The organism is Mucilaginibacter metallidurans, from assembly GCF_003286435.2.
Classification (GTDB): domain Bacteria; phylum Bacteroidota; class Bacteroidia; order Sphingobacteriales; family Sphingobacteriaceae; genus Mucilaginibacter; species Mucilaginibacter gossypii.
Genome location: NZ_CP043449.1, coordinates 7,358,177 through 7,381,852 on the forward strand (window position 1 = coordinate 7,358,177; position 23,676 = coordinate 7,381,852).

Sequence of the window (23,676 nt, forward strand, 5' to 3'; positions counted from 1 at the left end):
CCTTAAACTTTAGCAGATGAACAAGATTTACCAGAGATTAAAAACCGTAATAACGGTTTTGTTATTTTGCGTAGCTCCATCTATTTTATTCGGACAAACCAAAATAAACGGTACTGTTACCGATGACAAACACTTGCCCCTGCCGGGTGTAAGTGTGAGAATTAAAGACCAGAATAAAGGCACTGTTACCGATATTGATGGCCGTTATAGTATTACTGCAAATGGAGGTCAAACACTTGTTTACTCATTTGTAGGTTACGCCCCGGTTTATGTGGTAGTTGATAACAAAACAACTATAAACGTAAGCCTGATTGGTGATAGTAAAGCACTAAACGAGGTTGTTGTAACCGCGTTAGGCGTTAAGAAAGAAACCCGCCGCATTGGCTACTCAACCCAATCAGTAAATGGTGCCGATGTTACCCTGGCCCGTGACCCTAACCCTATTACAGGTTTAACAGGTAAGGTAGCCGGTTTATCTGTAGGCCCATCGGCCGAGTTATTGGGTAATCCATCTGTATTGATCAGGGGTAACTCAGTTACATTATACGTAGTTGACGGTTTTCCTATTAATACTGATACCTATAACATCAGCCCTGATGACATCGAAACTTATACCGTGTTAAAAGGCCCGTCGGCAGCTGCACTATACGGTAGCCGCGCACAAAACGGTGCGATTTTGATCACAACCAAAAAAGGCGAAAAAAATAAAAGGGGCCTGACTGTGGACATAAACAGCAGCACGGTTATGAATACGGGTTTCCTTGCATTCCCTCGTACTCAAAACACATTTGGCCCGGGCGAAAACACTTTTTATACCTTCGTAGATGGTAAAGGTGGTGCACCGGGTGGCGTGGATAGCGATTATGACGTTTGGGGACCCTACTTTGCAGGCCAACTGATCCCTCAATATGACAGCCCTGTTGTTAACGGCGTTCGCCAGGGTACTCCATGGGTTGCGCGTGGTAAAGACAACCTGAAAAACTTTTTGAAAACCGGTTACCAAACCAACAATAACGTTTCATTAGGTTCTGTTGGCGAAACTTATGTAACCCGTTTTTCGGTTTCACAACAACATCAAACAAGCTATATCCCTTCTCAATATCTTGATATAGCCAACGCTAACTTCTACGGTCAGTTCACTCCGTCAAAACGTTGGAGATTTGAAGCAAACGTTGATTTCAACAGGCAATCAACTGATAACTTCCCAGATGTACAGTACGGCCCTAACAGTATCATCTACAACATTTCTGTATGGACCGGCGCCGACTGGAATATCAACGCACCGGATATCAAAGCCATTTGGCAGCCAGGTAAAGAAGGCGTACAATCGGTATTTGCCGAGTATACCCGTTACCATAACCCTTACCTGTTAACTCAAAAATGGACCCGCGGCCATTACAAAAACGACGTTTACGGTTACTTGTCAGGTAACTTCAAAATCAACGATAACTTAAACGTTACTTTACGTTCACAAATTGATACGTATAACATCCTTCGTACCGAAGACCTGCCATTCTCGGCTCACCCTTATGGTCGTGAAGGTAACCAGGGCGATTACCGGGAAGACCGTCGTAACCTGTTTGATAACAACACTGAGTTATTTGTTAACTATAACTATACTATCAAAAACTTCGTTAACTTATCGGGTTTAGTTGGTTCAAACCTGCGCAGCTTTAACTACAACTCAAGCTGGACATCAACAGATTATTTGAACGTACCTGAAGTGTACGCTTTCAGCAACTCAAAAAATGCTGTACAGTCAACTAACTTCTCATCACAGGAGCGTGTATTAAGCGGTTACTACTCAATCGACGCAACATTTGGTAAATATGCTACCTTATCAAGCACCGGCCGTATCGATAAATCATCGGCTTTCCAAAACGTAACCACTTACTATTATCCAAGTATATCGGCAGCAACCGTGATCTCTGATTATGTTAAACTGCCCGAGGTTATCTCATTCTTAAAAGCAAGGGCATCATACTCAACTGTAAAAGCTGATGCTTCAAGCGCAACAATTGGTCCGGCTCCTTTTAACGCTATTTCGGTTTACGGTGGCTCAACAACTACCAGCAGCCCTAATTCAAATCCGTTATTCTTAAACCCGCTTGGTTACGGCAGTACTTATAACTCACCTTATAATGGCCCGAGCTATCAGCTTAATCCGTTTTACTTAACCAGCAAGCCATATAACAGCCAGCCGGCAGCTTCTGCTTCTGACTTTTTGTATCAGCCCAACATTAAAACCTCAACCCGTGTTAACTACGAAGAAGGTTTCGATATCAAGTTCTTACAAAACCGCTTAGGTTTATCGGCCACCACTTTCCAATATATTGATGGTCCGCAGATTTTGGCTAACTCTATTTCAACTGCTACCGGTTACACTACTTTATATCTTAATGCTTTAAAAACCAAGAAGACCGGTTACGAGTTTTCATTGGAAGGCACCCCTATTAAAAACCTTGGTGGTTTTGGCTGGAATGTGTTGCTTAACGTAGCCACCTTTAAAGATGTTTACGAAGAATTGCCTCCGGGTCAACAGAGTTACAAAACCTTCTTCAAAAAAGGAGACCGTACCGATAAACTATATGGTACCGCTTTTGCAAGAACTCCTCAGGGCCAAATCATCAATGATGCTGCGGGTAAACCATTAGCATTACCTGTTGCCCAGTACTTAGGTAACGAAAATGCTAAATACCAGTGGAGCTTTGCCAACAAACTGCACTACAAAAATATCAATTTCGGTTTCCAGTTTGACGGTTCGGTTGGTGGCGTGATCATCGACTACATGCACAATAAAACCATGCGTGGCGGTGCAAACATTGAAACAGCTACTGGTGCTTTGGGTGATGCCCGTTATAAAGACTGGCAAAACTTTGGTAAAGCAGGCTATAACGGCAGCTATGTAGGCCAGGGCGTAACTGTATCAAACGGTGCCGCTATAAACTATGACCCTGCTACCGGTAAAATTATTAACTACGGTGCTTTGCAATATGCCCCTAACGGCAAAACAGTATTGGTTCAGGATTATGTAAGTAAATATTACAATGTTGATGAGTCAAACCTGATGAGCAAAACCTTCTCAAAACTTCGTGAAGTAACAGTTGGGTATGATTTCCCTAAAGCATGGCTTGATAAATCATTCATCAAAAAGGCATCGGTATCGGTTTATGGCCGTAACCTGCTATACTTCTACGGAGACAAACGCTTCAAGGATGTGGATTTAGATCAGTATAACTATGCTACTTCTTCAACAGTATTGCAGTCGCCTACAGTACGTAGCTATGGTTTTAACTTAAATGTATCATTCTAACCAAACCGAAAGACGATCATGAAAAAGATATTAAAAGCTCTTGTATTACCCGCACTTGCACTTGCAACCACTACAGGCTGTAAGAAAAGTTTCGAGGATCTTACAAAAAACACAAATGTACCAAGTACAGTACCAGCTTCGCTGTTATTCAATGGTATATTGAATAAAATGGCAGATCTGCCGCAGTCAGAAAACGAGATTTACGGCCAGTACTACCTTTATAACTATGACTACTACGGCAACAATCGCTATGACGGTTTTGCAAGTGGTGGCGACAATTATTACAACGCATTAAAAAACGTTATCGTGATGGAGCAGCGTGCCGCAGCAACTGGTGGCGCAGCTGTAAACCCTTACGAAGCCGTAGGTAAATTTTTCAGAGCATATTTCTTTAGCAAGATGAGCCTTGAAGAAGGTGATATCCCAATGACCGATGCATTAAAAGGTTTGGATAATCTTACTCCAAAATATGATGCACAGAAAGATGTGATGGTACAGTGTTTAGCATGGCTTGAGTCGGCAAATGCTGATATGAGCACTTTGATCGCCAATCCCTCGGTTGGCGGTACAGGTGTTGGCGCTGCTCTATCAAATGACATCTATTTAGGCAACGACCTTGCAAGGTGGCAAAAAGTTGTAAATACTTTCAGGGTAAGGTTGCTTATTGAATTAAGCAAAAAAACGGCTGATATTGATGTTAAAGCTCAGTTTGCAAACATCATTGGTAATCCTGCCAAATATCCGCTGATGGCCAGTAATGATGATAACCTGCAATATACTTTTGTTGCTCCAAGTAACTATTACCCTCAAAACCCTGACAACTTTGGTCAAAACGGTTCGAGGCAAAATACTTCGGCAACTTATATCAGCTTGCTTACACAGTTGCAAGACCCACGTGTATTCGTAACTGCTGAGCCGGCCCGTTATAATGTTGATGGATTGAAACAAAGCCCAACTGCATTTTCCTCATTCATAGGTGCCGATCCTGGTTTAGACCTTGGTGTGATGTACAATAATGCTACACTGCAGAAATATTCATTCTTGAATAGGAAACGTTATTATTCAACCTATGTTGGTGAACCAAGCATCCAGATTGGTTATCCCGAACTGATGTTCAATATAGCCGAAGGCTTGAACCTTGGCTGGGCAACCGGTAATGCAGAAACCTATTACATTAAAGGTATCCAGGCGTCATTTCAGGCATATTCAATCCCGGTTGGTAAAGCAGCATTTACTGCTTATTTCTATAAGCCAACCGGTTCTGATGCAAGCCCTGCTAAACCAACTAACTACGAAACTTATACTATTAACGTTGACTGGGATGCTTATTACGCTCAAGCCAGTGTAAAATACGCAACCGGAGCCACTGGTTTAACCCAGATCCTGCAACAAAAATATCTTGCTATGTTCCGTCACTCTGGTTTAGAGGCTTATTTTAACTATCGCCGTACGGGTGTACCAACCTTTACGACCGGTCCGGGTACAGGTAACAGTAGCCGTATCCCTAAACGTTTTGAATATCCTCAATCAGAGCGTACTGTTAACGCTACTAATTACAACGCTGCATTAACCGCTCAGTTTGGTGGCAGCGATGATATTAACGGTGTTATGTGGTTGCTTAAATAACCTCAGCTTATACGTTTTAATTAATCTGCATAAAGGCCCCGCTAATCAGGGGCCTTTATCATTAAATACAAAAGCCATGAAAAAAGTTATCTTATTTGCATTATTCGCTTTGTCGTTTTCGGCCTTAAGCGCCCAGCATAAAACCCAAAACGTAGTTATCGTCACTATCGATGGTTTACGCTGGCAGGAAGTTTTCCGTGGTGCCGATTCGGCCATTATCAACTCAAATGATACGCATGATAAGAATGATGTGCGTAAGAATTTCTGGACGGAGGCCGCAGCCGATCGTCGAAAACTGCTGATGCCTTTCTTTTGGAGCACGGTAGTTGAAAAAGGACAACTGTATGGAAACCGTGATCTGGGCAGCAAGGATGAAATAGCCAACCCGTATCATTTTTCATACCCGGGATACAATGAAATATTTACCGGTTTCCCCGATAAGCGGATGAACACCAACGATGGTATCTATAACCCAAACATGAATGTGCTTGAGTTTTTGAACAAACAAAAAGGTTTTGAAAACAAGGTGGCTGCATTTGCATCATGGGAACGCTTTTCACAGATCCTGAGCCCTCAGCGTGCCGGTATTTTAGTTAACGCGGGTTTTATGCCTTTAGAAATTGCGGGGATGAATGACCGCCTGAAACACCTGAATGAACTGCAATTGGAAGCACCCCGTTATATCAGCGATTCAACGCGGATCGACTTCCTGACATTTGAGTTTGCCAAAAACTATATGATGCAGTACAAGCCGCGTGCATTGTATATTTCATTTGATGAACCGGATGATATGGCCCATGCAGGCAATTATAAGTTTTACCTTGATCGTATTAAACAGGATGATGGCTTTATAAAACAACTTTGGGATTATATCCAGTCAGAGCCTGCTTATAAAAACAAAACTATCCTGATCATCACCTGCGACCACGGCAGGGGGGATGAGCCAATGAAAAAATGGCATGACCATGGGTCGGACGTGTTGCATTCAGAGCAAACCTGGTTTGCCGTTATTGGCCCGGATACCCCGGCATCAGGAGAAATGAAACAAGGTGAAACAACTTATCATAAGCAACTGGCTCAAACCATAGCCAATTTATTGGGCTTTGATTTTAAAGCCGCGGCAAGTCATGAAGTGGGGGAGGCGATAAATAGTGTTACAGGTAAAAAATAAATAACGATGCGTTTTCAATTATTAACAATTTTAGGGTTACTATGGCTGTTGCCCGGTGATGGGTGGCAGGCCAACCCGGCTCCCGTTTCAAGGCATAAGTTTATAGTCGCTGCCCACCGCGGCGATCATGTCGTTTATCCGGAGAACACACTTGAAGCGTATAAGGAGGCAATAAAAAATGAGGCTGATTATGTAGAGATAGACCTGCGTACTACCAAAGATGGTGAACTGGTAAGTATGCATGACGGCAGTATTAACCGCATGACTGATGGTAAAGGGCAACTGAAGGATTTTACTCTTGCCGAGTTGCTGCAGTTAAAGGTTGAAAGCAAAGATACAGCAAGTAAACAGGCATTCCGGATCCCAACCTTTAAGCAGATCCTGCAATTGTGTAAAAACCGGATAGGCATCTACCTTGATTTTAAAGCCGCCGATCCCGAACAGGCCTATCAGATGATCAAAGAGTATGGTATGGAAAAACAGGTATTGGTTTATATCAACAGCGCCGCTCAATTTACAGGTTGGCGAAAAGCTGCCCCCAAAATGCCGCTAATGCTGAGCCTGCCCGATAGTGTTAAAAATACCGGAGATATGAAAAAATTCATTGATCAGTATCATCCCGATATTCTTGACGGGTCTTATAATCAATACACTACTGATATGGTAGCCTTGGCCGGAGAATATCACATCCCGGTTTGGCCTGATATCCAAAGTGCAGGTGAAGGCCCTGCGGATTGGAATAAAGCTCTTGCAGTGGGCCTGAAAGGTTTGCAAACTGATCATCCTGCGGCACTGGTGAAGTTTTTAAAAGAAAAGGGGTTGAGGTAAATTGTCTGAATCAGAATTTTCAGAATGTCCGGAATGTGATATGTTTAATTCTGAAAATTCAAGCATTCTGAAATTCTGATTCAAATAGTTTCTTAACTTTTATTTAACATCACAAGGCAACGTTTATAAATAAAATAATATCCTATGACCTCGGCCCCCGAGCTTTTCGGTATATGCCCATCTAACCAGTGAATGTTTGCGGGCAATATTAAAGCCCTCAAATATATATCAACTAAAACGGCACTCCAATTACGTAAGAATACTTAGGGATTAGCGTAACTGAATAATTATAACTACTTTTATATCAATAAGGTAAGATATTAACGAGTTTCTTTTTATAAACCGATATAAAAGCGCTTCGCCATGAAAAGAAATAATTTCATTACTGCCATGTTAGCTTTTGCTGCAATGCCTTTAACATCCTTTTCTACAGGTGTAAAGAGATTTATGCGGGTAAACAAAGGATTTAAAATAAGTGCGGGAGAAGGTCGTATACATGGGCATATTAAATTAAAAGGGGTCAATTCAAATATAATGGATGTGAAAGTATCTGGCAGTGATACCGACGGCGACCTGGCTATTTTTGAACAAACAAGTTTATCGCAAGGCCGGGGTACTCCATTGCATGTGCATCCCTTGCAAGACGAGATATTTTATGTTTTAGATGGCGCCTACTACTTCCAGGTTGGTGAAGATAAGTTCCATTTAAGTACAGGCGATAGTGTTTTTTTACCCCGAAATGTACCACATGCATGGACGCAAGTATCTGAAAAAGGAAAAATGACGGTTACGTTTCAACCTGCTGGTAAGCTTGAAGATTTTTTTGTAACAATGCAAGCATTGGATCATGAACCAACAAAACAGGAACTCGCCAAAATTTTTAACGACCATGATATGCAAATAGTGGGTCCGCCGTTAAAACTGGAGTAAACTTCTTACGGTATATTACAATACACTTCAAATTCGATGTTTTCTTAACTTTCATTTAACACCCCAAGCCTACCTTTGCCGTAAAATAATAACCTATGACTTCGCGCCGCGAATTTTTTGGCACTGCCTTAACAGGTGTTGCCGCTTTAAGTCTTTTACCTGCTGTTAACAGTTTTGCTGCCGAAAATAACCGGTATAGCCGTGCCACTAAAGCCAAACTAAAATTAAGGTTTGCTTTAGCATCTGATATTCACTACGGGCAGCCGGAAACTGACTTTGCTTTACACACCGGCAACATGGTTAAATGGCTAAACGAGGATCATAGCAAAAACCACCTTGATTTTGTTATCGTGAACGGCGACCTGGTACACAATCGCCCGGACCTGCTCCCGGAGATCAAAACAAAATACCTTGATAAATTAAATGTCCCCTACCATACCATCCCCGGCAATCATGATTTTGCTGATGCCACAGTTTGGAAGAATGCTTTTGGTTATGAAGATAAATACACGGTAGAGTTTGGCGATATAGGCCTCGTACTGGCCCACACTGCCGATACCAAAGGCGTTTATACCTGCCCCAATAATGCTTTTCTGAAAGCATCATTAGACAAATTTGCAGATAAAAAGATAGTTTTTGTGATACTGCACATCCCGCCTACCAAATGGGTTAAGAATGATGTATTTGTCGACTGTCCCGAAACTATCCAATTGCTGCATGCTTATCCTAAGGTAAAAGCCGTTTTTCATGGTCATGATCACCTGCTGGATGGCGTACGTTATACTGATAAACTTCCTCATTTTTTCGACTCGCATATAGGCGGTGATTGGGGAACCGATTACAAAGGGTATCGTATTGTTGAAGTTGATGAGCAGAATGCTATTTATACTTACCAGGTAAACGCGAGCCAGAATCCGGTGCTAAACTCAGCGAAACTGTAAATAGAATTTCGGATTTTATTATGGAGTATTTTTAGCGCAAGTCTTGAGCCCTGGGTATGTGGGTGGCTGACTTGTGCTTTTCCTGCTTTGTCCCTTTGCATGACGTAGAAGGCACAAGTTAGCCGTGCTCAGGCTATCGCACAAAACTTGCGCCAGCAAAGTTTATTATAGATTCTACTTTTCCACCGGAAATTTTAACCCTATTTGCTCCCTCGCCTGATCTATCATAGCAATCATCTGCCTGGATAGTTCATGTGGTAGTACCGGGCTTTCTGTTTGGCTTTGCCTTATAAGCTCGCAAAAATGGATGATCTCATAATTTAACCCTCCGGCGGTAAATGGTTCATCCAGTTCTATGGTACGGCCATCAAGGTAGCTGATAGTTGCCTTTGCCGGGTTCCACCAGTTTTTGTGGATGGTTATGTGGCCTAATGTTCCTACTATCAGCGCATCGCCTTTGCCGTGCATATCAAAACCGCAATACAATTGGGCATATCCATTTTGATGCAAAGTTTGAAAAATGGCAAACATATCAATCCCGGTTTCACCAAACCTGCCCATGGTTTGGATGTCCTGCATGGGGCCGAGCCAGTCGAGTGCTAAAAAAGCTTCATAAATAGCAATCCCCATGAGGCTACCGCCGACAAGTTCAAGATTGTAATTTGGATGATCGGGCGGACAATCGGCCACGGCCGATCCGGCGCGTATATAGCCAACAGGGCCTATAGGATCATTAGCAATATGTTCTTTTAATTTGCTGTATAAAGGGTAGAAGGGTGGTTTCATGCCTTCCATGAAAAGCAAGCCGGTTTGTTTGGCAACAACAAGTACCTCCTCCAGTTCGGCAAGATTAACAGTGACCGGTTTTTCACAAAGCACATGCTTGCCCGCTTTAAGTGCGGCAATGCTGTAAGCGGCATGGCTATCAGGCAAGGTAGCTATATAAACTGCATCAATATCGCTCGCAAGCAATTCATTAATACTTTGGCAAGCAATACCGCCGTATCGCGCAACAAAAGCGTTAACAGTTTCGGGCCTGCGCGAGTACGAAGCTACAAGTTTGATACCCGGAACGGCAGCAAAGCCCTGCATAAACCTGTGTGCAATACGCCCGCATCCAATAATGCCCCATTTTATCATAGTTCTTAGTCTGAAGTCTTAAGTTCGGAGTTCTAAGTCAAAATTGATTTTTCAAGTATATAGCTTTAAATGCAAAAGTCCCGGGTAAATAAATTTTATTACTTACCCAGGACTTCTGACTTAGAACTTAAGACTCTCGACTTATTGATACTGGATATAAATCGGGTATGGTTTGTATCTTGATAAAACCTCCTCAGGGGTTAACATGTGGTGAGGTGGTTTTTTGATGTCGTTTTTGTAAAACAATTTAAAGCCTGTAAACTGTACCGGCTCCTGGTTAATGAAGTAGCGGTAAGTGCCGGTTTTTAGGTCAGGTTCGCCCCAGCCATCCATGTTCATTACCAGTTGAATTTCCGGGTGCAATTTGATACTCTTATAATTGGTCACCATCTTTTTAGTAAAGCGGTGAACTATCAGGATTTTTGGCGGCAGTCCATTTTTCTTAACAATTTTGGCAAGATAGTCTGATACGTAGTTGATGTCATCGGCATCATAAGTGCCAATCTTTTTACCCGGATGAGTTCCGTCTTTCATTGAAAACTCAGGGTCCATACCAAAATGTACTTGTGGCAATTCCAGGTATTTTTCAAGTAGTGGTAATTCTGCGCGGATGTTGCTTAAAGCTACCTGTACATCTAAAAATACAATAGCATGGGCTTTTTTAGCCAGTACCAATACGCTGTCGATCTGTTTAAATGGCATACGGTAACGGAATTTGCCGTCTTTACCACCATCGCCCTGGGCTACAACGGCAATGTAATGCAACGCGGGTTGAACAGGAGTTTTAGGATCTGCCTTTTCCCAATGTTTTACTTCGCCTTTTAATTTGGCAAGCATTTCGTTTGGCGGTAATTCGCCCAAAATGCCCATTCTTTTTGAGTATAAGTTACCGTAATAAGCAACTACACGTTTGAACGGTAAAATAGCTCCACCAATTGGATAAGGCGTATTTTTTACTGGCCACCTGCCTGTAGTATCACCATGCGCATTGAATTTCATCAACGAATCGTACAGCTTTTTATCGATAGGAGGGTAGGTAGATTTTTTAACGCTTAAGGTATCTGCTGTTTCAGCCTGGGCCGAATCACCTTTAACTGCAGCGGCGGTTTTTTTACCGTCGATTTTGGCACTGTTGCCATTTTGAGAGCAGCTGTTTAAAAGCAAAGCTGCCGATGCCACAAATGTAGCGGATAGTACAAGCGTTTTTAATTTCATTGTTTTAACGTTCAATATAATGCAGGTGTATGTAAGGCGTATTTAGTTAATTTAATCTCCAGCCACTTATATAGCGGCAATTGTGTTGGTTCGGTCGCCGCCAAAGATAGATATTGGAAATTAATTACTTTTAATTTTATGAAACTTTCCAAAAACCCCTAAAGGTAGTTTTGGCCCGGCTGTTGCCTGCAGGTAAAGCTCGCCAATTTCGAGGTTTTGCACCTGCGGGAACGAACTTTTAATGAGGTTTTCGACTATTACAGATGAAAATCCAAGGGAGTAAGTGTTCAGGATCAGGAAGTGCTCTTCAGGTTCGAGCAGTTGGGTTACATCACGCATCATTTCGGTGATATTATCTTCCAGTTTCCATTTCTCGCCGTTAGGGCCATTGCCGTATGCCGGCGGATCGAGAATGATGCCGTTATATTTTTTACCGCGTTTCAATTCACGTTTAACAAACTTCAGGGCATCCTCAACAACCCAGCGTATATCTTTGAGTCCTGAAATTTCCTGGTTTTCATTGGCCCATGTAACTACTTGTTTAATAGAGTCAACGTGAGTGGTATCGGCACCTGCGGCGCGGGCAATTAATGAAGCACCACCGGTATAGGCAAACAGGTTAAGTACTTTAGGATCTGGCGTTTTAAAGCGTTTAATGTTTTGGCTAATGTAATCCCAGTTTACAGCCTGTTCCGGGAAGATACCAACATGTTTAAACGAGGTAAGGCCCAGCCTGAATTTAATGGCGGCTTCCTTGTTTTTATATTCGATATGCCAGCGGTCGGGAGTTTTAGGATCTTTTTTCAACCACTCGCCTGATGTTGCCGAACGGCCTTTAAATTTAATATGGTGTAAACGCTGCCACTCTGAAGCGGGCAGGGTTTTGTTCCAAACCGCCTGAGGCTCGGGGCGGATGAGTATGATATTCCCAAAACGTTCCAGCTTTTCAAAGTCGCCGCAATCAATCAGTTCGTAATCTTTCCAGTGCGTTGGGGTAAGTAATTGGATCATTCTTATTCAGTTTGCAGTATGCTGTTGGCAGTTTGCATGCCCCAGTCAATAAATTGGTTGCAAATATAGTTATTATAAAAATACATGCAGATAACTCTGCACACACTGCTTACTGCCACTGAAAACGGCCAACTACAAAGTAGCCTTCGCTGCCCGCATAAACGGACTGGCAAATACAAATTCGTTGAGCTCTTTGTTGTCGGTTTTGGCTATTTCCTTATTCGATCCTTCCCACCATTTTTTACCCTGGTGAAGGAAAATGATGTGATCGCCAATCCCCATTACCGAGTTCATATCGTGGGTTACCACTACGGTAGTAATGCTGTACTCTGCTGTAAGTTCGGCAATCAGTTCATCTATCAGGATAGATGTTACCGGGTCAAGACCCGAGTTAGGTTCGTCAACAAACAGATATTTAGGTTGCATGGAAATGGCGCGGGCGATACCCACACGTTTTTTCATACCTCCTGATAGTTCGGATGGATATAATTTGTTTTTGCCGGCAAGGTTAACCCTTTCGAGACAAAAGTTGGCGCGGTCAAGTTTTTCGCTTTTTGATTGATCGGTGAACAGGTTAAGCGGAAACATGATATTTTGCTCAACCGTCATGGAGTCAAAAAGGGCCGAGTTCTGAAAAAGCATCCCTATTTGAGTACGGATGGGCACGCGTTGCTCAAAATTCATATTGGTAAAATTCTCGCCATCAAAAATCACATCGCCCTTAGTAGGTTCATGCAGCCCAACAATGCATTTAAGCAAAGTGGTTTTACCAGAACCAGACCCACCGATGATCAGGTTGTTTTTTCCGGGATGGAAAATTGCGGTGATGCCCTTCAGTACTTCGTTTTCGCCGAAGCTTTTATATACGTCTTGTATTTCGATCATAGTAACAGGCGTGAAATGATAAGGTCACAAAACAGGATCATGATACAGCTCCACACCACTCCGCGTGTTGCAGATTGGCCAACCTCAAGTGATCCGCCGTTAACATAAAAGCCCTGGTATGAACATATGGAGGTAATTACGAAGCCGAATGATATCGCTTTAACGGCGCAAACGGTGACAATAACCGGGTTAAATCCGTCGGTCAGGCCTCTCAAATAATCGTTGGTTGATACATCATTTGATGCCCAGCAGGCAATATAGCCGCCGGTTAATCCTAAACCTACAGAAACAATAACCAATAAGGGGATCATGGTAACACCGGAAATGATTTTGGGCGATATCAAATAACCAGGGGCATTTACACCCATAATCTCCAGGGCGTCTATCTGTTCGGTAACGCGCATCGTGCCAATTTGCGATGCCATGGCCGAGCCTACACGGCCGGCCAAAACCAGTGCCGATATGGTTGGGCTAAACTCCAGGATAGTTGAATCGCGGGTAATACCGCCTACCACTGTTTTGGGGATAAAATCGCTTATAAGCTGGAAAGCCGTTTGGATGGTAGCTACCGCGCCAATAAAAAGCGAAATAATAGCAACAATGCCCAAAGAGCCAATACCCACCGAAACCATCTCACGCATGATTTCGGCCCAGTATACACTGAATTTTTCGGGTTTCCTGAAACTTAAACGCAGTAAGAGTATATATTTTCCTAAGCTATGAAACATGTAGATGCATAAAAAATCGGTTAAAAATACGCTTTTTACCTTTAAGCCTAAATGGTCAGGTGTTAAAACCAGTCATTTAAATTCAATTTTATAAGCGTTTCAATTACTCTGCTTACGTAAATTGCGGGCATAAAGCTTCACTAACTATAAAAATTAATTTAAACAATATGAAAAACGTACTCATCACCGGTTCAACTAAAGGCATGGGCCGCTCAATTGCAATTGCTTTTGCTAATGAAGGATTGAACGTGGCAATTTGTTCGCGGAACGAGCAGGAATTATTGAATTTTAAAGATGAGCTTGAACAATTTGATGCCGGGGTAAAGGTTTTTGCTATGAAGGCCGATGGCAGCAATAAAGCCGAACTCCTGAAATTTGCAGCTGCAGCAGAAGCAGAATTTGGCTTTATTGATGTTGTAGTAAATAATTTAGGCACGTTCATCCCCGCAAGTATATTGGATGATAACGAGGATACCCTTCCAATTCAGATGAATACCAACCTGATGCCGACCTATGAGTTGTACCGTTATTTTGGTAAAACCATGGCAAAGGCACGTAACGGACACTTTTTTAATATATGTTCGGTAGCCGCAATAAACCCTGTACCACAAGCGGGGAGTTACAGTGTAACAAAGTATGCGTTGTTAGGTCTAACAAGAGTAATGAGGCTCGAGATGCAGGAGCATGGTGTAAAAGTTACCGCCGTAATTCCGGGATCAACGTTAACGGATTCATGGAAAGACGCGGTGGTTGACCCAAATACTATGGTGCTGCCCGAAGACATAGCATCGGCAATCATCAATATTTACAGGATGAGCACAGGTGCCAATGTCGACGAAATCATCATCAAACCTGCGCCGGGCCAGTTATGATAAATCAACTTAAAACATAAACGAACATAAATTATGGAAAAGAAACTTCATCGCGATGAACACCGAAAGGTAATAGGCGGTGTTTGCGCGGGCCTTGCCGAGCATTTTGGCACGGACGTGGCAGTTATCAGGGCGATATTTTTGGTAACCCTTATTTTAAAAGGCTTTAGCTTACCTATATATATAGTACTATGGATAGTATTGCCCAAGAAAGGCTTTGACTTTACCCCCGGCGTTGATTACAGGGTGCCTCCGCAGGATAATCCTTTTACAAATGCATCGCAATCGGGGCCATTTTACGACCCGAAATTTGCCAACCGGCCTTTTAATCCTCCGCCATTTGTAAATCCTCCTAAAAAGCAGGCTTCAACAGTTGGGTTAATATTTGGCGTGGCGATGATCTTTTTGGGTTCGATATTCCTGCTTAACGAGCTTGACCTGATGCCCGACTGGGATTTTGAAAGCCTTTGGCCCGTAATGCTGGTAGGCGCCGGTATTGCCCTGATAATTTCAGGAGTAAAAAAACAGCCATGGGAAAAACAAAGCTGGCATGCTAACGAGGTAACCAATGCCCCCGAAACAGAGCTTGCTAAAGAAGAAACAGAAACAAAAGATACACCTCCAACTATATAATATTATGAGAAGCGATAAACTTGTTCCGGGCGCGATCCTGGTGTTGTTGGGAGTGGTATTCCTGCTGGATAACTTCCACGTAATAAATTTCGACTGGATGAACCTCCTGTACCTATGGCCTATATTTTTAATAATGGGGGGTATCAGCCTGGTATTTGCAGGCAACCGGTCGCCATTAGCTACTATCCTGAAGCTGGCGGTTGTAGTAGGCTGCTTTGCATTGCTGGTATTTGGCAACTTTGGCAAACGCTACCATTTTTGGCCAAATGCATGGACCTTCCACAGCGATGATTATAACAACGACGATGACGATGATAGCGATACTACCAACACCGATCAGGGTGTGGTTAAAATAGGCGGCGATAAAACTTTTAAACAGGAGTATACTGCGGATATTAAACATGCCCGCCTTAACATCAGCGGCGGCGGTACCATTTATAATTTAAGCGATAGCACTGCCGATTTGTTCAATGCCCAAACGCAGGAACTTTACGGTAAGTATACCTTTAACCATAGTAAGGATGATTCGGTATATGTGCTTAACCTTAATTTGAAAAATAATAAAGGTTTTCATTTTGACTCCGACGACCGCAAAAACAATAAGGCCGACATCAAATTAAACACCAATCCGGTTTGGGATATTGACGTAACTACAGGTGCAACAGATTTAAATTTTGATCTTTCAAAATTTAAAATAAAAAGCTTATCTTTAAAGGGCGGTGCAGCATCGTTTGATGTGAAGCTTGGAGCCCCTCTTGCCAATACTAATATAGAGGTTTCAACCGGCGCGTCTGAGGTTACTATAAGGGTACCAAAAGGTGCTGCATGCCGTATCACCTCCAATACCGGCCTCTCATCAAACGAGTTTGAGGGCTTTAGTAAAAAGAGTGATAACGACTACGAAACCGATGGCTTTGATGCCGCAAAAAACAGGATCCTGATCCATATGAGTGGTGGGATCTCTGATTTTAAAGTTAACCGATATTAACCTAAATCCTGAGTAAAACGATACCGGGACATATACAACAATAATGACTTGCCATCCGCTCCATCAATTTGATGGGGCGTTTTTTTTGCACTATATTATAAGCTGATTCAGTGTTTTGTCATTTAAGTTAACGCAGCGGTGAAAAAGTGTTAAAATGAAAACCTTTGGAACAAAAAATAAGTTTAATTTACAGCACAAATAATCTGCTATGAAATACCCATACCTTATATTATCTGCATTTCTATTTTGGGCTTATACCGTAAATGCTCAAACCACTGTAAAAGGGACTGTTGTTGAGTCGGGCAAAAACAATAAAATGAGCGATGTTTTTGTGCGAGACAACCAAAACAGGCAAATGACACTTACCGATAGTAAAGGTAATTTCAGTATCCGTACAGAAACAGGGCACACCCTGATTTTTAGCTCTCCGGGTTATGTGTCAGATACCTTATATGTAACCGATTTTACCAACAAGAAAATAGAGATGGTTGCCCAAACCATAGCCCTGAGGCAGGTTAATATCAGCGCCAAACGCCAAACATTTGACGCTCACAAAGAATATCCGGAAGTGTATACCCGCGCTAAAGTTTATCCGCTATCACCTACATCGTGGTTTAGCAAGGAGGCAAAAGATGCCCGCCGCCTTAAAAAGTACTTTAAACACGAGGAAGAAGAACGCCATGTTGACGAAGTGTTTACCATGAATTACGTACAAAGCATTATCCCGCTGCGCGGACAGGAGCTGGAGAACTTCATGACTATTTACAGGCCTTCATACGAGTTTGTCAAAAATAACAACGGCCCTTCCATGGCGGTTTATATCAATGATTCGTACAAGAAGTATCTGGCACTACCGGCTGATAAACGTACGCTGCCTGATTTGAAGGAGTAGTTTTTTTAGTAGCAGCGACAGTTGCAGTAACAGTTTGGGTTAGATATGAGTTGGCGCAGTTAGCATTAATCAATCTGCCCAAACGCTGATATCGTTAGTAATGATCTTTTGATAGAGCAGTTCGATTTGGCTTTTCAGGATCCGGTCTTCCGATAGTGGGGGCAGATTGTTGATGTCAAAATACTGCACGTCCAGCACATCAAAGCCTTTATTAAATTCTGTGGTTATGGCTTTACAGTAGAAAACCATTTTATACACATAAAAAGGCTGTGGCGGGTGTGGGTGCATTTTTTTATCAAATACGGCCAGCAGCCTGTCGGCAGTAACCTGCAAGCCGGTTTCCTCCCAAAACTCTTTTACTATGGTTTCCTTAGGTGTATAGCCTATATCGCCCCATCCACCGGGTAACGACCATTTTCCATCCCCGCTCTCCCTGGCCAGCAGGATCTTGTTATCCGGCGATATCAGGATGCCGCGTAAATCAACTTTGGCAGTAGGGTAATCCGTTGCCTGTGGAAATAGCAGGTTGATGGTCTCCGCACCATAGCCGCTTACCTTATCAAACATTTTAGTGCTCAGTTGTTGCAGTTCCTGGTAACGTTCAATATCGTATTCGTTTTTGGCGTATAGCAGACCTGTATCGGCAATGGAACGCAGTTGGGTTATAAGGGAAAGGAGATTGGTGTTGGGCATGATGTTTATAAAATTATGTCATTGCGAGGAGCGGGGCTGCCTGTGTGTATGGCGCGACGCGGCAATCTCGTAGCAAGGCATATCAGCCCCTGTATAGTATGCGATTGCCACGCTTCGCTCGCAATGACATGAAGTGTGTGTAATTCCGAAATCAAAAAAAATTACCCTCTGCCTAACAGCTCATCAAGCTTATTGCGTTCGGTTTGAAGTTCGCGCGCAAGTTTCTTCTCTTTTTCGTTGGCTTTAGCTTTATAGGCTTTGTATTCTTCGTCAAGCTCTTCGTAAAGCTTGATGCGGTATTTGGCTTCGCGGCTGTGTGCGCCCGAGCGGGCTATCACGATAACGGCAACCACTCCAAAAACAATAACCAAGCCCCACATTACCAGGTTGTATGTTGCTTTAGTAAACGGAATGCCTAATAGGCTTATCTCATCGCGTTTGGCATTTGATTCATTAAGGGCTTGCTCCTTACTGCTTGCGTCAGATTTAAGGCTTTCAACATTTTTACCCTGTTCGGCAAGTTTGGCCCTGGCCTCTTTAAGCTGGCGGCGCTCGGTGTTGAGGGTATCCTTCATGTTTTTCCACAGGGCGGCAACCAGCGGCTGCTGATAGTGGTATAGTTTGCTGAGCAGGTATTTGTACTGGCCATTAAGGCTTTTATCTTTTTGCAGGGCCGAATCGGCAGCAGCACTGATTTTGGGCAGGGTATAAGCAGATTTAGCCGGTTGTTGCGGCGTTGCAGCCGGATTTTTAAGCGCTGCCGGGCTCGATCTTACAATGGGCGGAATAGCATTGGGTTTTAAGGTAGCGGTTTTTTTCCTGGTGCTGTCCTGTGCAAAAGTTGCCGCAACACTCCCCGTTATCATCGCTATTAAAACCGTTATCGTAAGTAGTAAATGCTTGTTCATCAAATGTAAAATTAGGTATATGCTATTAACAAAACAGGATGTTTACGGTTTTTATTATATGCACCCTGCGTTTTTGAGGCTAAAATAAGCTTTCGTACGTAATTAACCTACTCATAGTTATATTAGCGGCATGAATATAGGTATTATTGGGTTAGGCGACATGGGCCGCCTGTACGCAAAGGCTTTCGCAAAGGCTGGTTACACCGTTTCGGGCTGCGACCTGCCGGCCAACCGTGAAAAGCTTGAAGAAGAGCTTACGCCCCACGGCATCACCGTTATGGATCACGGCAGCGACGTTGCCCGCATCAACGACCTGATCATCTATTCGGTTGAGGCCGATAGCATGGAGCGTGTGGTTGCCGAGTATGGCCCTTCAACCAAGTACGGTGCCATTGTGGCCGGGCAAACTTCGGTTAAGTCCCCGGAGATTGCCACCTTTGAAAAGCACCTGCCTGCCGATGCCCAGATAGTTACCTTTCATGGGATGCACGGCCCGGGGTTTGAACCCGCCGGGCAAACGCTCATCCTGATCCCGCACCGCTCAACGCCCGATGCCTACCAGCGCATGTATGACCTGTTTACAGCCATTGGCAGCAATATAGTTGAAATTGCCGACTACCACGAGCACGACCGTATTGTAGCCGATACCCAGGCCGTTACCCACGTTGGTTTTGAGAGCATGGGCACCGCCTGGAAATCGGCCGGGTTTTTCCCCTGGGAAAACGCCTCATATATTGGGGGGATAGATAATGTGAAGATCCTGACCACGCTCCGGATCTTCAGTTACAAGGCCCACGTTTATGCCGGGCTGGCTATCCTCAACCCGTATGCCCGGCAACAGGTGAAGCGATATGCCGAATCGGAGTCGGAGTTGTTTAAGCTGATGATCAAGGAAGAGGCCGATGCATTTAAGCAACGCCTTTATCGCGCACGCGACTTTGTTTTTCACGAAAGCCGCAAGCCTATTATGCTTAATGATACCGTGATGAAGGAGTTTTCGCTGTCACAGCATGCCGATCATCAAAAGCCAAACTCGCACCTCAGTATCCTGAGCATGGTTGATGCCTGGTACCACCTCGGCGTTAACCCGTATGATAACCTTATTTGCCAAACCCCGCCTTTCCGCCTGCGTTTGGGCATTGCCGAATACCTTTTCAAGAACGAAGAGCTGCTGGAAGAATCATTGGAAACAGCGCTGTACGATAAAACCATCCGCGGCGACGACCTGGAGTTTCACTCGGCGGTGAGGGAATGGTCGGCTATTATCGGATATGGGGATATGGAGGGTTATAAGAAACACTTTAACGATACACAGGCATTCTTTAGCCACCGGCTTGAAGAGGGCAAAGCCCAAAGCGCGGAGCTGATCCGCAGGTTGATGATGGAGTAGTTTGGTATTAGTGATTAGAGGTTGGAGATTGATTGGCAGGTGTTCAATTTTTTAAGGTGTGAACACTTGTTGTTTTTTGTAATTTGATTATTGTTGATAATCAGTTGTTTATAAAATCCGTAAAATCATCTATTCGCTGTTTTGAACAGGTTGGTATTGATAGTCAGTTAGTTGTAATTTTGGCTCGTAAAATGTTGAACACCCTGTTTTTCAAAAATTGAACACTGACATTGGTTGTGAGCTTTCAGAAAAGTTAGGGTCATTTCAAATATTCTGATATTATATCAAATTTTTCAGAGACTGCGAAGACATCTCTTCTATCTTGATTTTTGTCATGGAATGCATAGAATATCTCGATGCTTTCAGGATTCAAAATTTTTTAAGATAGAGCATTTCAAACCTTCGTTTTGATTGATGGATCTCATTATCATTAACCGAAAAGTAATTCAAAGTAAAGAAGTTATCCGCTTTCCATTTTGAGATACGATGATATTTAATGAAATATACTCTTTGGTGATAAGTATCTTCCAAAATATTGTCGATAACACAATGGTCTGAAATTAAATGGTTTTCGAGGTATATAGAGCAAATCCATGGGCCGCCCATGTTAATGATCTGCTCTATATTCTCTATATTAAATTCTAAGCCACAAAGTTTTTTCTTCATTGTATCAAGGAATATATCGCCAATGGCTAACTATAGGATTCGAGAAACTCATCTATGGTATCTTCACTATCCATATTCAGAATAGCATTTGCCAACTTTACTTGCCCCTTAGCTAATGCAATAGCTGTTAACGCCGTTGCTGCTAAATCCAAATCCCAATATTGATTCATAGCAAGCTTCGCAAGATCTGCTAAATCTTCAATCGCTTTGTTGTAGTTTGGTTTTAGCGAGTTTGGTATTTGTGGATTGTTCTTGTGCCTTTGTATTTCGATAACCGAAACCAGCCCAAGTATATTATAGTCTACAATTTGTTTTTGCAGCGATATCCGAACCAAATGAGGAACCGAATAATATGATGCCAAGCCGACATCTCCTTGGTGATGTAATTCGTTCCACAATTCCTGATAAATAAGGTTTACAGTTTGTTTATTGTCTGCAAGTTCAAGTTGCTTCAAAGCTCTTGAAGCATCATATAATGTTCCTCTGTAACCGCCTTCTAACGTCGACCATCTTGGGTCGTCAAGTTCCAATAGTGGTTCATCTACTGATTTTTTGGGGAAGAAGTTGCCCAACTTTATTGTCATAAGGTTATTTGTTTCTCAAAGATATATAAACGGGTATAGCTTTTTCCATCGATATTGATTGTTATTACGCACAATGCCCATCATACGAATGAATCAGCAAGCTGGGTTAAACTAAAAGCTTAACTCCTTTTAAGACGAAGTTGCGCTGTCTCTAAACTTCGACCAGTGGATAATACAGAAGTATAAATTTACTCACTGTATAAAAAAACATATCATTGGCTTGCCACATGTGCGAGCCAATGATATGAAAACAGATATACCAAATCACGCATTACTGCGCCGCTGACATTGTTTTGCTTGCCGTAGCTGTATTTATCCAGTTTAACAACCGCTCCTGTATGTATTGTGTCCATGCCGGTGCGCAGGCGTGATAACATTCAAATTCTGGTACCAGTCCAACGTGGGTAAATACAATTTTTGTGGCATCGCCCTCGGCAGAAATGTCAAAGCAAAGTTTGGTGCCGGTCCACTCGGTTTGGTTTTGTGTAAAAGTTAGCTTGCTATCGGTAATCAACCAGGCTATTTTCTTGTTGGGGACCAATTCAACAAGTTTTTGTTTGGTGTAGTGCGCCCCGTCGCCGGCAAAGAATGAAAACTCGTCGCCAGGTTTTTCCGACTCGCCTTCAAATATTTCCGAATGCAAGCCTGACCACCATCCCCGGACATTTTTTAACGCATCAAAAACTTCTTCAGGGCTTTGGTTTACCAATAAGGTTGTTGTGAAATCTGTAGTTGTCATTTTTTTGATCTTTAAGTTGAATAATTCATTATTTAACAGGCCTTGTTAAAATGTGTAACTTTAAAGTTACGTAAATGTATGGGTAACTTCTGAGTTACGCAATTTTTTCTGAAAATTTTTTATTGCCTTATTTTAAAGGGATAGGCGTGTGCCGCGGCTACGCTACCGCGAGCGTTTCATAAATCAGAACAATTTTTTGCCTGTAATTTTTCGTTCAGTATATTTAAAACTTATTGATCACAACCTGAACTTTACATGCGCCAGTTCAAAGCCAAGTTTAAGTATATTTTTTTACCCTTTGTTTTTATAGGCCTTTGCACCATAATTATTTATACCTTTTTGCATTGGCTGCTGCTTATCAGGTTTAATGTTTTTACGCTGAAAGATAAAGATGCCGATTTTCTTATCCCCGGTATTGTAGGTCTTGTTTTGCCACAGCTTTTGCTTTTTCCTAAGTTGAGGCAATTAAAGGCATATAAAGCAACCAGTCGTGATCCAATAACTATTTTGTTAATGGTAGGCGGTTTTACATTTGCTGTACCTATCTGTATCGCACAAAATTATTTGGAATCAGCTACCGGTAAGCTAACCCGTCTGGATAGCATAAGCGAGGTTCATTATGTGCCGGCGACTAAGTATTATACCGTTAAACAGAAGTATCCTAACAAGCATATGGCCCACTTTAAGGTGATATTTTCTGTTAGTGGTAAAAATAATGTAGATTTTAATATGGATGCTTATGCCGCGGTTCCGGTTTTTGACCATGTTTTCCCCGATACCAGCAAGATAGCTGTCATGCGAAATAGGGTAAACCCTAAAACACTGGTGATCATTAATGATACGCTGCGCAATATGTTGTTTTTAAAAAAATTACCTGCCGACTCGATAATGATGATGCGTTATGTCAATCCTACTATGGTGATGCCTAAATACGGGGAGGCCGGTAAGTACGGCGCGCTAGCGGTTGTAACCCGGAGTTATAAATTTAAGATAAAGCCTATAATCCCCAAAATAGAGCCCGCCGCGTGGTTTGTTTTTAAATACCACAAAACCATCAGCAATAGTTTATCCACGAGTGAAAAGAATTTCTATTTCAGTCAGTTTGCAAAAGATTGCGACACAGCTTTCAAATACAAACCGTTAAACAAATTTATATACCTGGCCCGCTTACCTAATGATGATGAGGTAGCCAACTACGAGGCGGCCATAAACTCGCGCGATGATGTTGCTGAAGGAGAGCAAACAATGCTTTCGCCGGTTTATGAGTCGTTTGAAAAACGGAATGGCAATAAGCTTGCATGGATTGGCGGATCATTTACCATCGGAGCAACGCTGTTTTTACTCCTGCTTGGGTTATTCAGAATTAAAGGTTTGGATAATTTTGAGAAGAGGATGTTTGAAAAATGGGAGAAAGATGTGATAAATAGGCGTTGAGTTTATAGAGCTGAATTTCGACGGAGGTAATGGTTTGTTACCAGCACTGTGATTTAGTATGATAAATTGAACAACAAGCCACTTCAAAA

The 23,676-nt window shown here is 42.6% G+C and carries 21 protein-coding genes; 12 read left to right on the plus strand and 9 right to left on the minus strand.

All coding sequences use genetic code 11. The features are described from left to right. The first annotated feature begins 16 nt into the window (after window positions 1-16). From DIU38_RS31880 to DIU38_RS31905, 6 genes are all read left to right on the plus strand, one after another. Window positions 17-3,313 (plus strand): SusC/RagA family TonB-linked outer membrane protein, encoded by a 3,297-nt coding sequence (locus tag DIU38_RS31880; RefSeq protein WP_112653506.1) that lies wholly within the window; start codon window positions 17-19, stop codon window positions 3,311-3,313. Window positions 3,314-3,331: 18 nt separating this feature from the next. Beyond that, a complete protein-coding gene (locus DIU38_RS31885) occupies window positions 3,332-4,939 on the plus strand; it encodes a SusD/RagB family nutrient-binding outer membrane lipoprotein (protein WP_112653507.1) in 1,608 nt (535 codons plus the stop codon). Between the two features lie 76 nt (window positions 4,940-5,015). Next, a complete protein-coding gene (locus DIU38_RS31890; RefSeq protein WP_167516329.1) occupies window positions 5,016-6,110 on the plus strand; it encodes an alkaline phosphatase family protein in 1,095 nt (364 codons plus the stop codon). 6 nt (window positions 6,111-6,116) lie between these two features. Further along, complete coding sequence (locus tag DIU38_RS31895) at window positions 6,117-6,938, plus strand: glycerophosphodiester phosphodiesterase (RefSeq protein WP_112653509.1); 822 nt, start codon at window positions 6,117-6,119, stop codon at window positions 6,936-6,938. 363 nt (window positions 6,939-7,301) lie between these two features. After that, window positions 7,302-7,868, plus strand: a complete 567-nt coding sequence (locus tag DIU38_RS31900) for a cupin domain-containing protein (RefSeq protein WP_112653510.1) — start codon at window positions 7,302-7,304, stop codon at window positions 7,866-7,868. Between the two features lie 95 nt (window positions 7,869-7,963). Beyond that, a complete protein-coding gene (locus tag DIU38_RS31905; RefSeq protein ID WP_112653511.1) occupies window positions 7,964-8,809 on the plus strand; it encodes a metallophosphoesterase family protein in 846 nt (281 codons plus the stop codon). A gap of 174 nt (window positions 8,810-8,983) precedes the next feature. On the opposite strand, the gene DIU38_RS31910 is transcribed toward DIU38_RS31905, so the two are convergent. The 5 genes from DIU38_RS31910 to DIU38_RS31930 form a co-directional block, all read right to left on the minus strand. Then, a complete protein-coding gene (locus DIU38_RS31910; RefSeq protein ID WP_112653512.1) occupies window positions 8,984-9,949 on the minus strand; it encodes a Gfo/Idh/MocA family protein in 966 nt (321 codons plus the stop codon). A gap of 141 nt (window positions 9,950-10,090) precedes the next feature. Further along, entirely contained in the window at window positions 10,091-11,164 is a 1,074-nt protein-coding gene (locus tag DIU38_RS31915) for a hypothetical protein (RefSeq protein ID WP_112653513.1), read from the minus strand. A 120-nt stretch (window positions 11,165-11,284) separates the two neighbouring features. Beyond that, a complete protein-coding gene (locus DIU38_RS31920; RefSeq protein WP_112653514.1) occupies window positions 11,285-12,175 on the minus strand; it encodes a class I SAM-dependent methyltransferase in 891 nt (296 codons plus the stop codon). Window positions 12,176-12,307: 132 nt separating this feature from the next. After that, window positions 12,308-13,060 (minus strand): ABC transporter ATP-binding protein, encoded by a 753-nt coding sequence (locus tag DIU38_RS31925; protein WP_090529341.1) that lies wholly within the window; start codon window positions 13,058-13,060, stop codon window positions 12,308-12,310. Continuing rightward, complete coding sequence (locus DIU38_RS31930; protein WP_090529338.1) at window positions 13,057-13,788, minus strand: MlaE family ABC transporter permease; 732 nt, start codon at window positions 13,786-13,788, stop codon at window positions 13,057-13,059. Before DIU38_RS31930 ends, DIU38_RS31925 begins: the two co-directional genes overlap by 4 nt. A 167-nt stretch (window positions 13,789-13,955) precedes the next feature. Between DIU38_RS31930 and DIU38_RS31935 the strand changes: the two genes are divergently transcribed. From DIU38_RS31935 to DIU38_RS31950, 4 genes are all read left to right on the plus strand, one after another. Continuing rightward, the gene (locus DIU38_RS31935; RefSeq protein ID WP_112653515.1) at window positions 13,956-14,660 is read left to right on the plus strand and encodes an SDR family oxidoreductase; all 705 of its coding nucleotides are present in this window, start codon (window positions 13,956-13,958) and stop codon (window positions 14,658-14,660) included. 33 nt (window positions 14,661-14,693) lie between these two features. Next, entirely contained in the window at window positions 14,694-15,293 is a 600-nt protein-coding gene (locus DIU38_RS31940) for a PspC domain-containing protein (RefSeq protein WP_112653516.1), read from the plus strand. Between the two features lie 4 nt (window positions 15,294-15,297). Next, entirely contained in the window at window positions 15,298-16,281 is a 984-nt protein-coding gene (locus tag DIU38_RS31945; protein ID WP_112653517.1) for a LiaI-LiaF-like domain-containing protein, read from the plus strand. A gap of 208 nt (window positions 16,282-16,489) precedes the next feature. Next, window positions 16,490-17,173 (plus strand): carboxypeptidase-like regulatory domain-containing protein, encoded by a 684-nt coding sequence (locus tag DIU38_RS31950; RefSeq protein ID WP_112653518.1) that lies wholly within the window; start codon window positions 16,490-16,492, stop codon window positions 17,171-17,173. Between the two features lie 69 nt (window positions 17,174-17,242). On the opposite strand, the gene DIU38_RS31955 is transcribed toward DIU38_RS31950, so the two are convergent. Then, on the minus strand, window positions 17,243-17,866 hold the full coding sequence (locus DIU38_RS31955; protein ID WP_112653519.1) for an NUDIX hydrolase: 624 nt from the start codon (window positions 17,864-17,866) through the stop codon (window positions 17,243-17,245). 161 nt (window positions 17,867-18,027) lie between these two features. Next, window positions 18,028-18,774 (minus strand): hypothetical protein, encoded by a 747-nt coding sequence (locus DIU38_RS31960; protein WP_129569176.1) that lies wholly within the window; start codon window positions 18,772-18,774, stop codon window positions 18,028-18,030. A 130-nt stretch (window positions 18,775-18,904) separates the two neighbouring features. Between DIU38_RS31960 and DIU38_RS31965 the strand changes: the two genes are divergently transcribed. Continuing rightward, window positions 18,905-20,164 carry a prephenate dehydrogenase gene (locus tag DIU38_RS31965; RefSeq protein WP_091165348.1) on the plus strand — a complete coding sequence of 420 codons (1,260 nt, stop codon included), beginning with the start codon at window positions 18,905-18,907 and terminating at the stop codon, window positions 20,162-20,164. A gap of 692 nt (window positions 20,165-20,856) precedes the next feature. Here the strand turns inward: DIU38_RS31965 and DIU38_RS31970 are convergent. Together DIU38_RS31970 and DIU38_RS31975 are read right to left on the minus strand one after the other, a co-directional pair. After that, entirely contained in the window at window positions 20,857-21,414 is a 558-nt protein-coding gene (locus DIU38_RS31970) for a hypothetical protein (protein ID WP_112653522.1), read from the minus strand. Window positions 21,415-21,685: 271 nt separating this feature from the next. After that, the gene (locus DIU38_RS31975) at window positions 21,686-22,153 is read right to left on the minus strand and encodes an SRPBCC family protein (RefSeq protein WP_112653523.1); all 468 of its coding nucleotides are present in this window, start codon (window positions 22,151-22,153) and stop codon (window positions 21,686-21,688) included. A gap of 255 nt (window positions 22,154-22,408) precedes the next feature. On the opposite strand from DIU38_RS31975, the gene DIU38_RS31980 reads away from it, so the two are divergent. Then, complete coding sequence (locus DIU38_RS31980) at window positions 22,409-23,587, plus strand: hypothetical protein (RefSeq protein WP_112653524.1); 1,179 nt, start codon at window positions 22,409-22,411, stop codon at window positions 23,585-23,587. Window positions 23,588-23,676 lie beyond the last annotated feature (89 nt).

What these genes read in the sequence shown, in the direction of transcription:
- DIU38_RS31880 (WP_112653506.1), top strand. Translation starts at nt 17, where the DNA reads ATGAACAAGATTTACCAGAGATTAAAAACCGTAATAACGGTTTTGTTA.
- DIU38_RS31885 (WP_112653507.1), top strand. Translation starts at nt 3,332, where the DNA reads ATGAAAAAGATATTAAAAGCTCTTGTATTACCCGCACTTGCACTTGCA.
- DIU38_RS31890 (WP_167516329.1), top strand. Translation starts at nt 5,016, where the DNA reads ATGAAAAAAGTTATCTTATTTGCATTATTCGCTTTGTCGTTTTCGGCC.
- DIU38_RS31895 (WP_112653509.1), top strand. Translation starts at nt 6,117, where the DNA reads ATGCGTTTTCAATTATTAACAATTTTAGGGTTACTATGGCTGTTGCCC.
- DIU38_RS31900 (WP_112653510.1), top strand. Translation starts at nt 7,302, where the DNA reads ATGAAAAGAAATAATTTCATTACTGCCATGTTAGCTTTTGCTGCAATG.
- DIU38_RS31905 (WP_112653511.1), top strand. Translation starts at nt 7,964, where the DNA reads ATGACTTCGCGCCGCGAATTTTTTGGCACTGCCTTAACAGGTGTTGCC.
- DIU38_RS31910 (WP_112653512.1), bottom strand. Translation starts at nt 9,949, where the DNA reads ATGATAAAATGGGGCATTATTGGATGCGGGCGTATTGCACACAGGTTT.
- DIU38_RS31915 (WP_112653513.1), bottom strand. Translation starts at nt 11,164, where the DNA reads ATGAAATTAAAAACGCTTGTACTATCCGCTACATTTGTGGCATCGGCA.
- DIU38_RS31920 (WP_112653514.1), bottom strand. Translation starts at nt 12,175, where the DNA reads ATGATCCAATTACTTACCCCAACGCACTGGAAAGATTACGAACTGATT.
- DIU38_RS31925 (WP_090529341.1), bottom strand. Translation starts at nt 13,060, where the DNA reads ATGATCGAAATACAAGACGTATATAAAAGCTTCGGCGAAAACGAAGTA.
- DIU38_RS31930 (WP_090529338.1), bottom strand. Translation starts at nt 13,788, where the DNA reads ATGTTTCATAGCTTAGGAAAATATATACTCTTACTGCGTTTAAGTTTC.
- DIU38_RS31935 (WP_112653515.1), top strand. Translation starts at nt 13,956, where the DNA reads ATGAAAAACGTACTCATCACCGGTTCAACTAAAGGCATGGGCCGCTCA.
- DIU38_RS31940 (WP_112653516.1), top strand. Translation starts at nt 14,694, where the DNA reads ATGGAAAAGAAACTTCATCGCGATGAACACCGAAAGGTAATAGGCGGT.
- DIU38_RS31945 (WP_112653517.1), top strand. Translation starts at nt 15,298, where the DNA reads ATGAGAAGCGATAAACTTGTTCCGGGCGCGATCCTGGTGTTGTTGGGA.
- DIU38_RS31950 (WP_112653518.1), top strand. Translation starts at nt 16,490, where the DNA reads ATGAAATACCCATACCTTATATTATCTGCATTTCTATTTTGGGCTTAT.
- DIU38_RS31955 (WP_112653519.1), bottom strand. Translation starts at nt 17,866, where the DNA reads ATGCCCAACACCAATCTCCTTTCCCTTATAACCCAACTGCGTTCCATT.
- DIU38_RS31960 (WP_129569176.1), bottom strand. Translation starts at nt 18,774, where the DNA reads ATGAACAAGCATTTACTACTTACGATAACGGTTTTAATAGCGATGATA.
- DIU38_RS31965 (WP_091165348.1), top strand. Translation starts at nt 18,905, where the DNA reads ATGAATATAGGTATTATTGGGTTAGGCGACATGGGCCGCCTGTACGCA.
- DIU38_RS31970 (WP_112653522.1), bottom strand. Translation starts at nt 21,414, where the DNA reads ATGACAATAAAGTTGGGCAACTTCTTCCCCAAAAAATCAGTAGATGAA.
- DIU38_RS31975 (WP_112653523.1), bottom strand. Translation starts at nt 22,153, where the DNA reads ATGACAACTACAGATTTCACAACAACCTTATTGGTAAACCAAAGCCCT.
- DIU38_RS31980 (WP_112653524.1), top strand. Translation starts at nt 22,409, where the DNA reads ATGCGCCAGTTCAAAGCCAAGTTTAAGTATATTTTTTTACCCTTTGTT.